The following is a 13,529-nucleotide window of genomic DNA, read 5'->3' on the forward strand; positions in this document are numbered from 1 at the left end:
GCCTCTTTGTGCTTTGACGGCTCTTAATTCGAAATTCGACGGTACAGGCATATAATAAAGCTGCCGCCCGGAAGATATCACACAAAAAGCAACATTCATCACGTATTTATGTGATGGATATCGGCGGGTCGATAAATATCTCTTATCGTAAATTATACATAATAATATCAATGAATTATGAATTAACGGTCTCTATCATATTCGTAAAATATCATTTCGGAGTCATAGGATAACAAGGATTTTGTGACGAAATTATCGTTGATTAAGTTATTTATAACAGTATAGTTGTTACGAATCGGGTGCTCAAATCGGAGATGGACGATGGAGCGTGACGCTATCTGGGTTGGTACAAGCTGGAAAATGAACAAGGGGCCCGCAGCATCTGTTGCGGCCGCTAACGAGCTTGCACGGATGTCTTTCCCGACAGTTCTCCAGCCGTTCGTCATCCCACCATTTACGTCTCTAAAGGATGTCTGTGACAGGCTTTCGGGAAGCCGTGTGGCAGTAGGTGCACAGAACATGCACTGGCAGGATGAGGGCGCGTGGACCGGAGAAATTTCCCCGACCATGATTTCTGAATGTGGTGCGGAACTGGTGGAAATTGGTCATTCAGAACGCCGGACCTATTTCGGAGAAACGGATCAAACCGTCAATCTCAAGGTTCATGCGGCTCTGCGACATGGATTGAGGCCGCTCGTCTGTATCGGTGATACGGCCGATGAATATTCTTATAACGTAACAAATGAAACTCTGGCACGCCAATTGAAGATCGCCCTTCATGGGGTGTCTGAAGACGATGTTCCACAGGTTCTCATTGCATATGAACCTGTCTGGGCCATAGGTGCATCAGGCCGTCCTGCAGATGCAGCTTTCGTTGAGAGAACGCATAATCACCTGCGGAAGCTCCTGATTAACATTGCCGGATCCAGTGCAGGGTCTGCGGTCAAGCTCCTCTATGGCGGAAGTGTCACGCAGGACAATGCGGCCGGTTATGTCGCTCTGCCTCACGTGAATGGAGTGTTCGTTGGGCGGGCTGCCTGGAATGTGGAGCATTTTCAGGCGTTGGCTGAGGGGGTCATCGCATGATGCCCCAAGCAACTTTTGAAACGCGCTCGGCTTCTGCGCGCCGCCAGAACATCCTGGACTATGTTCGGGATCGTGGTGGTGCACAGATTGATGAGTTGGCCGGACGTTTTGTCACCAGCCGCATGACCATTCACCGCGATCTTCAGGTGCTTTCGGAACGCGGAGTTTTACGTCGTGTGCATGGGGGGGTGACTACGCCTCCAAAAGCGTTTTCAGAGGGCAGTATTTCCCAGCGAAGCCATCGGGCGATGGAAGCCAAGCAGGCTATCGCGGCTGTGGCGGCAGGCCTTGTCGAAGAAGGTGAAATCATTGCACTGGATGATTCAACAACATCCCGCGTTCTGGCTGAGCGTCTGACTGACAGTGCCTCTCTTACAGTTGTCACGAACAGCATGGGTACTGCGAACCTGTTCACCAGCAAGCCCAATGTGAATCTTCTGCTGCTTGGCGGTCGCTATAACATGGATTTTGACGCGTTCTTCGGAACCCTGTGTGAGCAGGCCGCGGCATCGCTGCGCGTCAACACGCTGTTCCTGTCCGTCGCAGCAATTCGCGGAATGACGGCGTATCATCAGGAGCAGGATATCATCAAAGCCAAGCAGGCCTTGATGAATATTTCCGATCGCAAAATCCTGCTCGTGGACAGTACGAAATTTGGTGTCATCACGCTCAATCGTTTTTCCGATTTAACGGAATTCGATGTGGTGATCACGGATTCAGGTCTCGAAAAAGACCTGGAGGACACGCTCCGCAATGCGGGGATCAATCTGAAAATTGCGGAAATCTCCACCGTCAGGACGAGCGGATCAAGCACCTCCCCTGAACGTAACCCATAAAGACGGAGAAAAATCATGCGTATTGCGATTGGAGGCGATCGGGCCGGAGAAGGTCTTGCAGGCCTCATTGCTGCACATCTTCGCGCCACAACACCGCATACGGTTGTTGATATGTCCCATCCTGAAGATGATCATCCTGAGCTCTATTCGGAGCTAAGTGAGCGGGTCGGTCTCGCGATCACGCACGGGGATTTTGATCGGGGAATCCTGTGCTGCGGAACGGGAATTGGCGTTTGTATTTCCGCCAATAAAATTCCGGGAATTCGGGCTGCGCTAACGCACGACACCTATTCTGCAGAACGTGCTGCCCTTTCAAACGATGCCCAGATCATCACCATGGGGGCACGCGTCATCGGGCCGGAACTGGCCAAAAGCATTGTGGATGCCTGGTTGGCGCATAGCTTTGACCCGTCTGGGCCGTCCGCAGGCAACGTTGCGGGCATTGAAGAATTGAGCCGGAAATATTCCGAGCATCATCTGCAAACATCCAACTGCTGAAAATACTTCCCCTGTTTCCGATCTGATTCCGGAACGGGTTATCTGGAAAGACGACGAACATGAAAAAAGCTCTTTTCCTTGGTGCTGTTCTGGCCGCAACGCCACTTGCTGCACAGGCCGCTGACACCAGCACACCGCTGCGCTTTGTTCTGATTCCGAAAGTTGTCCATCCGTGGTTTGACAAGCTCAATACGGGTGCTCGTGCCGCAGCAGACATGATCACCAAAACCACGGGACAGAAAATCGAAATCGAATACCGTGCGCCGCAAACAGCTGATGTCTCTTCCCAGAATGACATCATTGAAAGAGCGATTGCTACTCATCCTGACGGACTTATTCTTGATCTGCTGGACGAGAAGGGAAATCGCGCGACGATGGATGAAGCCATCGAGCAGAAAATTCCCATGACCGTTTTCGACTCTCTTCCTCCGGAGGGCATGAATATTACGGCAGTGGGCGCCGATTTCTGTGAGCAGGGAACGATTGCGGCGGAACGGCTTGCCACATTGATTGGCAAAAAAGGTGAAGTGGCCATCATGATGGGTGTGCCAACAGCGCCTAACCACACTTTGCGCGCAGAGTGTGAAAAGAAGGTCTTTGCAAAATACCCGGATATCAAAGTTGTCGCGACCGGGATCGACAACGACAGCATCGAGACAGGTCAGAAACAGGCCTCTGCCATCATGCAGGCGCACCCCAATCTCGTGGGATGGGTTGCCTGTGATGCATCTGGTCCTGTGGGCATCGGGCAGGCCATCCGGGAAAGCGGGAAGGCAGGGAAAGTTCAGGAAGTCGGCCTCGATAACCTGAACGATATGCTTCAGCTCATTCGGGACGGTGTTGCGGAATCAACAGCGTCCAGCCGCCCGGAAATGCAGGGTTACTGGGCTGTCGTCTCTGCATGGCAGAGCGCGATGGGGCAGAAAACACCCAAATACATCGATACGGGCATCGACGTCATCACCAAGAAAACCCTTTGAGCCTGGCTCTGAGGCAGGAGTAACGATCATGGCGGTTCTCCAGGTTGAAGCTGTCCGTAAAAGCTATCCCGGTGTGGTCGCGCTCGATCACGTCGATCTGACGCTTGAGCCGGGCAAAATCCATATCCTGGCCGGCGAAAATGGTGCGGGTAAATCAACGCTGATCAAGACCCTGACAGGTCTTGTCACGCCTGACGAAGGAAAGGTCCTGATTGAGGGGCAGGATGCTCTGGCGGATCATAGCCTTTTCTCCCGTATTGCTTACGTACCGCAGGAACTGAATCTGTTTCCGTCCATGACGGTTGCTGAAAACATGTTCATGCCGTTCCATCGTTCGGGATTTGGTCATCTGACAATTTCCCGGAAGGCCATGGAAGCGGAGGCAGCCCGTTTTATCGAGCGCTTTGGGATTCATGCCCGGCCGGGACAGACCGTCAGTCGCATTAGCGTATCAGATCAGCAACTGCTTCAGATTGCGCGTGCGGCCTGCCGGGATGAGTTCAAGGTTTTGATCCTGGATGAACCGACATCCTCCCTCACGGCGAACGAGACGGAACATCTTTTCCGCATCATTACCACGTTGCGGGACAGTGGCTGTGCAATTGTTTTTGTCTCGCACAAAATGGAAGAAATTTTCAGTCTGGGAGACACCGTGACTGTTCTGCGCAATGGTCGCAGTGTCGGTACGTACCCGATGGACGGCATGACGGAAGATCAGCTTATCCGTCTTATGTCTGGCAGTTCTGTTCAGCTTGAAGAGAAATTCCAGCCGCGGGGTGCCATTGATGATTCTGATATTCTTCTGAGTGTTGAAGGCCTGACGGGACCGGGCTTTTCAGATGTTTCTTTTCAGCTCCGTCGTGGCGAAATTCTTGGTTTTGCGGGGCTGGTGGGGGCTGGTCGTTCGGAAGTGATGCAGACCATGTTCGGGTATCATTCCGCAAAATCCGGACGGTGCATGTTTAACGGTAAAGAAATACCTCGTGGCCGAACAGATCGGGCTGTGGCTATGGGCATGGTCTATCTTTCCGAAGAACGGAAACATCACGGTATTTTTCCGCTTCTGAGCGTGCGCGAAAACATCAGCCTTTCCGTTCTGGAAAAGATGAAGCGCGGCGGCATTATTTCGTCCGGAAAGGAGAAATCAATCGTTTCTGAAACGATTCAGAAATTTGATGTGCGCACATCTTCCGTCGGCAAGAAAATTGTCTTCCTGTCCGGTGGAAACCAGCAGAAAGCCATTATCGGCCGTGCCATGGCGCGTCGTCCTCGCATTTTGATTTTCGATGAGCCCACAAAGGGGATCGATATCGGCACGAAATTCCAGATCTACCGCATCATGCAACAGCTCGCGGAAGAGGGCGTCGGCATCATCCTCGTCTCTTCTGAAATGACTGAATTGCAGCGCTGCGCAACGCGAATCATCACCATGTACGGCGGTCGGACCACCGGGTCGTTCGACCAGGCTACCACTGACGTCAATACGCTTGTGGGCGCGATCATCGGCGCCACGGAGACCCGTCATGTCGCTTGAAACCACGCTCCCTGGAGCAACTCCCACTCCTCCAAAGGCGTCTTCCATTCGTGCGCTTATAGCCAGAATGGTCGCCAATCCGCTGGGTGGCGTCATTGGTGCGATGATCCTGATTTTCGGGATTTCGTGTCTGTTGTCGCCGCACTTCCTGACGTCATTCAACATGATCATCATTGCGCGTGCGCTCGCGTTTATCGGTCTGGTCACCATTGGGCAGGCCGTCTTGATGATTCTTGGCGAGCTTGACCTGTCCGTTGGTGCGATTGGTGGCCTCGCTGGCGTCGTTGGCGGAATGCTGATGGTGCAGGTTGGTTTGAATCCCTGGCTCTCGCTCGCTCTGTGCCTGCTGATGGGGGCAGGATGTGGCTTGCTGAATGGCCTGCTGATTACTCAGCTTCGTCTGCATTCTCTGGTGCTGACTATCGGTATGGCGGGCGTCTATGGCGGTGCCAATCTGGTGGCGACACGCGGCGTCGCCATTACCGGGGTGCCGCATGAAATCAGCTTCCTTGGTAGAGGTCTTGTCCTCGGCGTGCCGGTTCCATTTCTGGTGCTGCTGGTCTGTCTGACGGTTGTTGCATTCGTCATGATGCGTACGCCTGTCGGGCGTTACATTTACGCCATCGGGAGCAACCCGCAGGCCGCAAGAATGCTTGGTATTCGCGTTAATGCCATTCGTATGGGCGCGTTCGCTCTCGCCGGTTTCCTGTCTGCTCTGGCTGGCATTCTTATGGTCGCGCGTCTTGGAACAGCACAGCCATCCATCGGTGACACATGGGTTCTGTCTCCGATTGCGGCAGCCGTCATTGGGGGCGTTGCAACAACGGGTGGCCTGGGAAGCCCGGTTGGCGCTGTGCTGGGTGCCGTGATCATCGGGATCATTGAAGACATTATCGTCCTCTTTGGCATCTCGCCGTACTGGCAGTCCGTTGTGAGCGGCGGCATCGTCGTGCTCGCCATCTCTCTGGACTCTCTAGCCCGTCATTACCTTAACCGCGACGCGTCCTGACCGTCAGCAGCTTTTCATCCTGATAAAGGAGAGACTCACATGACCAAGATCTGTGGCGATGCTTCCGAATTCGCAGCCTCGGCCCTGCATGGATACAGCATGGTGCATCGAGACCTTGTCAAAATGGTCCGAGGTGGTGTTGTGCGCGCCAAACCGGGTTCAAAAGGCAAGGTGGCTGTCGTCGTCGGGGGAGGATCAGGGCACTATCCGGCATTCATCGGATATGTGGGAACTGGTTTTGCAGACGCGGCCATTGCTGGAGATATCTTCGCGTCTCCGTCAACACAGGCAATTCAAAGCGTCGTGCGTCAGGCTGATCTCGGAGGAGGCATTCTTCTGGGCTTTGGCAATTATGCTGGAGATGTTCTGAACTTTGGTATCGCTGCCGACAGGTTGCGGGCAGAGGGATATGACGTTCGCATTCTTGCAACCATGGATGACGTGGCCAGTGCGACAGAAAATGAGAGGGAACGTCGGCGCGGTATCGCGGGTGATCTGACAATTTTCAAGATTGTGGGCGCTGCTGCAGAAGAAGGGCTGGATCTGGACGCTGTCGAACAGATTGGTCATCGCGTAAACCGTCAGACACGAACATTCGGTGTTGCTTTCGATGGCTGCACACTGCCGGGCGAAGCAGACAAGCTGTTTCACGTACCGAATGCCCGTATGGCGCTTGGGCTTGGTGTGCATGGGGAGCCGGGGATCGGGGAAGAGAGTATTCCGACACCGCAGGTCCTGGCACAGATCCTGCTGGAAAAAGTCCTAAATGAACTGCCTGCCGGGGCATCCCGGCGTGTGGCTCTGACTCTCAACGGGCTGGGAAGCACGAAACAGGAGGAACTGTTTGTTCTGTGGGAAGCACTGGCGCCCCTGTTGGAAAAAGCAGGTCTGACGGCTGTGGCCCCTCTGGTTGGAGAATACGTCACCAGTCTTGATATGGCAGGCTGTTCACTGACCTTGACCTGGCTTGATGAAGAACTGGAGCGCCTCTGGTGCGCTCCAGTTGATACGGCCGCGTTGCGCCATGGTCTGATTGAAGAAGTAGATACAACCTTCGAGGACGCGCCAGCCGAGACCAGCGTGACCTACATGAAATCGTCTACAGCAGAAGGTCGGCGAGGCGGTCAGTGCGTTTCGGGAGTTATGAGCACCCTGGCCGAGGCTCTTGCAGCGGCAGAAACTGAGCTGGGCCATATTGATGCGGTGGCGGGAGATGGAGATCATGGTCAGGGAATGGCCCGCGGTTCGGCTGCTGCCAAAGCCGCGGCCGCCAGAGCCGTGACTTCAGGGGCTGGGTCTGCAACCACTCTTTCAGCAGCGGCAGATGCCTGGGCAGATCGTGCCGGCGGAACGTCTGGCGCTTTGTGGGGCGAGGGCCTGAGAGCGTTCAGTCTGGCGCTGGACGACAATGCGCTTCCCTCTTCAACGCAGCTTGCTCAGGGAGTCAGGCAGGCAATGGAGCGCATCATGTCTCTTGGGAAAGCGAAGCCTGGGGACAAAACCCTCATTGATGCTCTCGTGCCATTTGTAGAAATTCTTGAGCAGGAGCTTTCAGGTGGCGCGGCTCTGCCCGTTGCGTGGTCTAAGGCCGCCAATGCCTCACAAGTCGCCGCCGAGGCTACGAAAGATCTTCTCCCCCGCATGGGGCGCGCTAGAACCCATGGTGAAAGAAGCAAGGGTCACCCTGATGCGGGGGCTCTTTCTCTCGCGCTTTGTGTCGGTGTGGTGGGAAAGGAACTGCAGACCCAGCTTCTTGAAGATGAGCAAAAACGCACAGTTTCTCTGGGGGAGTAAGGGAAAAACGGGCGCTTTCTCAGAGAAACGCGTCAGGGGAGGCCTTTTCTTGAGAACTCCTGACCTGGCGAAAGTGAAAGGGCAGGAGCTTTCTCACCAAAAGCTCCTGATCCTTTTAACGGCTTAGCCGAAAGAAAGCTGGAGCGCTGAATCGTCCTGGCTCTCCAGAAGATATGGCCCTGCGTTCAGAACCTGAACTTCCAGCATCCCGATCGCATCAGCATTCCGGTTTCCCAGAGACACCAGAGCATTGCCATTCGTCCAACGGGTTTCACCGTTGGTTTCAGCGTACCAGCCCGCATCCTCGGATGCAGAAAGATGGGACGTGATGGAATGGCAAATTGTGCTGTCCCAGAGTTTGATTTGCCCAACCAGAACGCCGAGATTGCGACGGTCATCAACAAATGGACCAATAACATCTGCAGGGCGGCTGCTTCGTGAAACCAGACGAACCGATGTGACGCCCGGCTGGATCTGGAACAGAACCGATCCCTGCATTGTCCGTGATGGATAAATCACGGTGTTGTCCGTCGTGACCAAATGCAGATCATGGTCATCAGTTTGTTCTGCGGGATGCGACGTTTCGCCAATATCCAGCTTGGTCGCACGTTCCAGAAGCGCAGAGTAAAGCGGTTCGACCTGCTCGCGGTTTACACCGAGCGGCGCCGCAGCATCAGACACCCATGTCTGATTGTTCAGGCGAACAACATCTCCGGTCTATTCGAACGAAGTGCGGTTTCCCGTGTCCAGATAGCTTTCAGCTTCTGCTCCATCGGCGATAAGAACGCCGTGTGTTTCGAGTTCCACATGGAAGATTTCGAAAAAGCTCTCGGACGTATCTGTCATGATGGAGCGACCATTGACCAGCATACGCGCCGGAACCATCAGATCATTCAGATGCAGACAGTGCTCCGAAGTAATACGAAGGTCCTTGTGTGGGATGTTCTGGGCGAGTGCGTTGGCCTTGATGCAGACGGGCCATTTGTCAGGATCTGCACTGGCTTTGACGTCCACAAAACGACGGCCCATCCAGCGGATTGGCTCTGGCTGAAGTTTGCCATTCCGTTTGACCATGACCAGATCGCCAATCTGCAAGGTTTCAACGGCCTTTTCACCGTCTGGCGTTAAAATCATGGTGTTGGATAGATAGCAGACCGTAACCCGGATGCCGCCGCTGTCGTACTGACCCGACGACGCTGAGACGTCGAACTTATGACCATCATAGGCAGTCGTATCCAGGCCCACGGACTGTACAAGCTTACCTGCTGAATAAACATTCAAGGTCGAGCCACTGACACTGGCTGACATGCTGGAACCAGCCTTGAAGTCTGCAAATGTCAGCAGAGAGCCAGAGGTAATGTCCAGACCGCTGATAATGGCGCCTGAATGAACTGTATAAATTCCACCGGAAGACACCGTGGCGCTAATGGACGACGCACCAGCCTGTACGGAGAATTCTCCGCCATTGGCAACAGTCGTATAATAGTCCTTGGATGGGCCGTAGCTGTTGCCGAATTCCTGGGCAAAGCCACCAGAGGAAACGGTGACGTTACTGAGCACACCGCCTCGGTTATTGATTTCAGCGCCGGAAAAAACCGTGACGCCTGTGACCGTCGCGCCGGAATAGGTGTAGAGCCGAGCGCCATTGGCAGCATATTTCGCGCCGCCAGAACTCAGTACGATGCCAGAGGCGCTTCCACTTTTGACATTGACAACGCCGCCCGAAGAAACAGCGATGCTGCTGGCTTTCCCGCCACCTGAGACATTCAGTGTGCCGCCACCACGGACAACGAAACCGCTTTGTGTCGTACCGCTAACGGTCGTGGAGCTGCCTGAACTGACTGTCGTTGTCATGTGATTCCTATGCTTCTTCGTCGACGCTAAATGTGAATAGTTTGTTTTAAGCAAACTAATATTATGATTTCAGGCGGTTTTTGTAAAATGGAAATATTTATTTTCATGATTTTCCACGGCAGAAAGATCAAAAAGAAAACACCGAGTTTCTAAAAAGTCCTGATCTTTTCAGGAGAAATATTTTTTGAGAAAAATGCATTCTAGAGGGCGGCGTTAATCGGAATTTTCATATTGGATTCCGAATGTGAGACGGAGCGAGGCCAGAAAAGCGCTCGATATTTTCAAATCATGGATGGCCTGCGGTAGCATAGTCTTCTCTGGAAATGCCGCCTTTCCAGCAAATCTGAGAGGCCCATTTGAGATGTGGAGAGACTGATGATCTCGATAACGTCATGTCCCGAGCTCTTTGCTTAGAACAGCAACCCTAAGAGAGTGTTGATTGGAAGAAGCGTTGGCGAATGGAATTGAAGAGGAATTTCCGGAAGCGGGAGCTTCACTGTAAGAGAATTTCCTATCGTTGATTTTGGTATCAGGGGCCTGTCTGTAATCTCATGAGTGTTTCTTCCGTCCCCGTGCGGCGGCGTACGCAGGCTGATCGTAGCGCCTCGACGCGTGCCAAGGTTGTGCAAGCGGCCGTCAATCTGCTTCAGACGCAGGGCTATGCCGCGACAACAATACAGCGCATCGCAAAAGCGGCGGGTGTCAGTCTTGGGGCGTTGCAGCACCACTTTCCCACAAAATCACTGATTATGGCCACGGTCCTGCGTCATTATGCTCTTAAGCGCGCGCGCCTCTACAGGCAGGCCATCAGCAACAAGGAAACACCTGAGCAACGTGTTGATGCCATGCTGGATACGATGTGGGCACTCGTGACCGCCGGGCCGGAATTTATTGCGACGGTAGAAATAGAGCTGGCAAGGCGCAGCGATCCGGATCTGGAAGAAGTGACAGCTCCGGTTCTCGCCCGCATTGACCAGTTCATGACGCGGTGGCTGTCCGGAAAGCGGGGTGTGGCGCCCAGTCAGGAGTTTATTGATCTGCGACTTCTGAATGCTGCGCTTTTGCGCGGGTTAGCAGTTGAAACGGCACGAGGCATTCCGCTGGAGGACCTCTATCGCTCTTTTGAAGTCTGGCGCAGATTTGCCCGCGAAGAATTCCTTCGGATTGCTTTGAAAACTCCCTGATTCAAAGGGCTGGGAACGTTCCGCACGTGCAGGGTCGAATCATTCCGGTACGCAAATAATTTATCTTGACGCACAATAAACAAGTAGGTTGTATTGCTTTTATAAGAATTTGAATGGGAGCGTTGAGAGACCTCCCTCCAGCACAACAGGGTCAGACATGACAATGCCGCCTCTTACTGCTTTGCAGGTTTCTCCCGCCGAAATGGCCGAACGCCATAAGAAGGTCCGGGAAAAAATGGAGGCAGCCGGCCATGCGGCGTATGTCTCTTTTGATCCCGACAATATCTATTATCTGACAAATTTCGCTAATTTCGTTCATGAGCGTCCATTTGTACTGGTTCTGACTGCCTCTGACGCGACGTTCATTGTTCCCAGGCTTGAGATCCCGCATGTGGAGCGGCACAAGGTTGGTGCCCTGACACTTGAGGAGTATGCCGAATTCCCAGCCCCTGCTGGAGCGCGATGGTCTGATCGTCTGGCGAGCATTCTGCCAGCGCAGGGTACAATCGGTATTGAGGCTGCCTGTCCGGCTTATTTGCAGGCAGCGATCGGACCTCGGTGCCAGATCCTGAATATCGTTGATGACGTCCGGCAGATTAAGTCTGCCCATGAGATTTCACGTATCGCGTGGACAAGTGACGTGATGACCAAGGCTCTTGCCATGATGATGGGCCAGGTCAAGCCAGGTGTGATGGTGGCTCAGGCCATTTCAGACGTGACACCCTATTTTTACCATCGCTGCCTGACGGAAGCACCGGCTTATAATGTCATGTCCAGCAAGGCTGCCGGTCTTATCCAGCCGCCTGCCTATACAGACGATCCGCATAATTTTTCATGCCTGACCGCACCTTGTGAACCAGGAGGTCCGTTCATGGGGCTTATTGCGGGGCGCATTAACGGATATGGCGCGGAAATCGAGCGAACGTTCTTTCTGGATCATATCCCCGAAGACGCGAAACGCCCCTTCGATACCATGATGGAAATGCGCCACAAAGCGTACGGTATGCTCAAACCGGGTGCGATTGGTTCCGAAATTGATGCGGCCTGCCAGGCTATTGCGCATCGTGCGGGCTATGAAACGCCGCTGCACCGGACCGGCCACAGTTTCGGTGTTACCAGTCATGAAGCTCCGTTCCTTGCTTTGGGTGAAGATAACGTCATTCAGCCGGGTATGATTTTCAGTGTTGAGCCGGGAATTTATATCAAAGGGCAGGGCGGATACCGGCATTCGGATACAGTTCTGATCACTGAAGCCGGATACGAAATACTGACAAAATATCCCGATGAAAAAGAAAATCTCATCGTTCGTTAGGCCTGAGGCACACGCTGATTTTTCCTGACGAAGTTTGTTTTTTCATTCTCCCTTGTGTCGGGAACGCTATCGATGACTATTTCAGAACGGCTGGAGCAGCTTCCGTTTTCCCGCTTTCATTACAAGCTCCTTCTGGTGGGGGGAGCAGGGTACTGCTTTGACGGGCTTGATGGAGCCATTTTGGCATTCGTGATGCCCGCTATTCAGCATTTATGGGGCCTGTCCCTGTCACAACTGGGGCTATTGGGCAGCTCCGCGTTTTTGGGATATTTCATTGGTGCGCTGTGTGCCGGTTTGATTGCAGACAGATGGGGCCGCCGATCCGTCATGATGTGGGCTTTGGCCTGCTATTGTCTGGGATCGTTGGCTTCGGCCTTCTGTACAAACTGGCACAGCTTTCTTCTGACACGGATGATCGCGGGTCTTGGGACTGGCGCTGAATCCGCCATTATCGCTCCATATCTTTCAGAGTTTGTGCCGCGTCGTTATCGCGGAGCTTTTACTGGTGCTCTGGCTGGCTTCTTCTCGTTTGGTTTTGTTGCTGCGGCTCTGCTGGGATATGCCCTGATCCCGGGATCATCGGACGGGTGGCGTTGGGCGCTGGCTCTGACAGCCTGTCCGGTGATTTTGCTCCTTTGGTGGCGCAGATCTCTGCCTGAATCTCCCCGCTGGCTTCAGATCGTCGGGCGGGGACAGGAAGCTCATGCTGTTCTTAGTGGAATCGAAAGAGAACTAGGGCGCCCATCGGTGGCTTATAAGGCAGAAAGCGCGCCGTCATCACCATGCACGCGTATGTCCAAGCAATTCACGCAGCTTTTGTCAGCACGCCTGCGCAGGGTCACCGTCATGAGCTGGCTTCTCTGGATGTCCATTACGTTCAGCTATTATGCGTTCTTTTCCTGGCTGCCTACGCTTCTGATCGCTCGGGGTTTTACCATTGCGCATAGTTTCGGCTTTTCAATCGCAATCTACGTGGCACAAATTCCCGGGTATTTCAGTGCTGTTTATTTCAATGAAGCGTGGGGACGAAAAGCGACCATTGTAGGTTATCTAGCTGCCGCGATGATCAGCGCTCTTGGTCTGGGGATGGCGAGTTCTTCGACCGCAGTTCTCGTATCCGGCCTTCTGCTCTCCTTTTTCATGAATGGAACGTATGCCGGGGTTTACGCCTACACTCCTGAGATTTTCCCAACGTCTCTCCGCGCGACGGGCATGGGAACAGCATCGGCACTTGGTCGAGTAGGAGCGATTGCTGCCCCGCTCTTGATCGGTGCTGCATATCCAAAAGTAGGCTTTGCAGGAGTGTTTGGTCTGACAGCCGTCATTTTGTTCGGTGGCGCGCTCAGTATCCTCCTGTTCGGACCGTCCACCAAAAACCGTTCTCTGGAGGCGATTACTGGAGATTACGGCGTGTAAGTCACGTCTGCCTCCACGCGTCCCTC

The 13,529-nt window shown here is 53.7% G+C and carries 12 protein-coding genes; 10 read left to right on the forward strand and 2 right to left on the reverse strand.

The window, feature by feature from the left end; genetic code table 11:
• Positions 1 to 321: 321 nt before the first annotated feature.
• The 7 genes from KP702_RS04825 to KP702_RS04855 are packed head-to-tail and all read left to right on the forward strand — an operon-like array spanning position 322 to position 7,737.
• Positions 322 to 1,086: a triose-phosphate isomerase gene (locus KP702_RS04825; protein ID WP_202206956.1), complete on the forward strand. Its 765-nt coding sequence runs from the start codon at positions 322 to 324 to the stop codon at positions 1,084 to 1,086.
• Positions 1,083 to 1,922 (forward strand): DeoR/GlpR family DNA-binding transcription regulator, encoded by an 840-nt coding sequence (locus tag KP702_RS04830; protein ID WP_202206957.1) that lies wholly within the window; start codon positions 1,083 to 1,085, stop codon positions 1,920 to 1,922. Before KP702_RS04825 ends, KP702_RS04830 begins: the two co-directional genes overlap by 4 nt.
• Before the next feature lie 15 nt (positions 1,923 to 1,937).
• On the forward strand, positions 1,938 to 2,420 hold the full coding sequence (locus KP702_RS04835) for an RpiB/LacA/LacB family sugar-phosphate isomerase (protein ID WP_046900499.1): 483 nt from the start codon (positions 1,938 to 1,940) through the stop codon (positions 2,418 to 2,420).
• Positions 2,421 to 2,479: 59 nt separating this feature from the next.
• Positions 2,480 to 3,400, forward strand: coding sequence for a substrate-binding domain-containing protein (locus tag KP702_RS04840; RefSeq protein WP_046900500.1), 921 nt, complete (start codon positions 2,480 to 2,482; stop codon positions 3,398 to 3,400).
• A gap of 28 nt (positions 3,401 to 3,428) precedes the next feature.
• Entirely contained in the window at positions 3,429 to 4,934 is a 1,506-nt protein-coding gene (locus tag KP702_RS04845) for a sugar ABC transporter ATP-binding protein (RefSeq protein ID WP_202206958.1), read from the forward strand.
• Positions 4,924 to 5,943, forward strand: a complete 1,020-nt coding sequence (locus KP702_RS04850; protein ID WP_064275248.1) for an ABC transporter permease — start codon at positions 4,924 to 4,926, stop codon at positions 5,941 to 5,943. Before KP702_RS04845 ends, KP702_RS04850 begins: the two co-directional genes overlap by 11 nt.
• 39 nt (positions 5,944 to 5,982) lie before the next feature.
• Entirely contained in the window at positions 5,983 to 7,737 is a 1,755-nt protein-coding gene (locus KP702_RS04855) for a dihydroxyacetone kinase family protein (RefSeq protein WP_215768594.1), read from the forward strand.
• 123 nt (positions 7,738 to 7,860) lie between these two features.
• On the opposite strand, the gene KP702_RS04860 is transcribed toward KP702_RS04855, so the two are convergent.
• Both KP702_RS04860 and KP702_RS04865 read right to left on the reverse strand, forming a co-directional pair.
• A complete protein-coding gene (locus tag KP702_RS04860) occupies positions 7,861 to 8,418 on the reverse strand; it encodes a hypothetical protein (RefSeq protein ID WP_215768595.1) in 558 nt (185 codons plus the stop codon).
• Between the two features lie 36 nt (positions 8,419 to 8,454).
• Complete coding sequence (locus KP702_RS04865) at positions 8,455 to 9,591, reverse strand: Hint domain-containing protein (RefSeq protein ID WP_215768596.1); 1,137 nt, start codon at positions 9,589 to 9,591, stop codon at positions 8,455 to 8,457.
• A gap of 551 nt (positions 9,592 to 10,142) precedes the next feature.
• On the opposite strand from KP702_RS04865, the gene KP702_RS04870 reads away from it, so the two are divergent.
• The 3 genes from KP702_RS04870 (at position 10,143) to KP702_RS04880 (ending at position 13,503) form a co-directional block, all read left to right on the forward strand.
• Positions 10,143 to 10,775 (forward strand): TetR/AcrR family transcriptional regulator, encoded by a 633-nt coding sequence (locus tag KP702_RS04870; protein WP_046900504.1) that lies wholly within the window; start codon positions 10,143 to 10,145, stop codon positions 10,773 to 10,775.
• Between the two features lie 157 nt (positions 10,776 to 10,932).
• Positions 10,933 to 12,087, forward strand: a complete 1,155-nt coding sequence (locus KP702_RS04875) for a Xaa-Pro peptidase family protein (RefSeq protein WP_215768597.1) — start codon at positions 10,933 to 10,935, stop codon at positions 12,085 to 12,087.
• A gap of 72 nt (positions 12,088 to 12,159) precedes the next feature.
• On the forward strand, positions 12,160 to 13,503 hold the full coding sequence (locus KP702_RS04880) for an MFS transporter (protein WP_202206962.1): 1,344 nt from the start codon (positions 12,160 to 12,162) through the stop codon (positions 13,501 to 13,503).
• Positions 13,504 to 13,529: the final 26 nt, after the last annotated feature.

The organism is Gluconobacter sp. P5B12 (genome assembly GCF_018812035.1).
In the GTDB taxonomy this organism is placed as follows: domain Bacteria; phylum Pseudomonadota; class Alphaproteobacteria; order Acetobacterales; family Acetobacteraceae; genus Gluconobacter.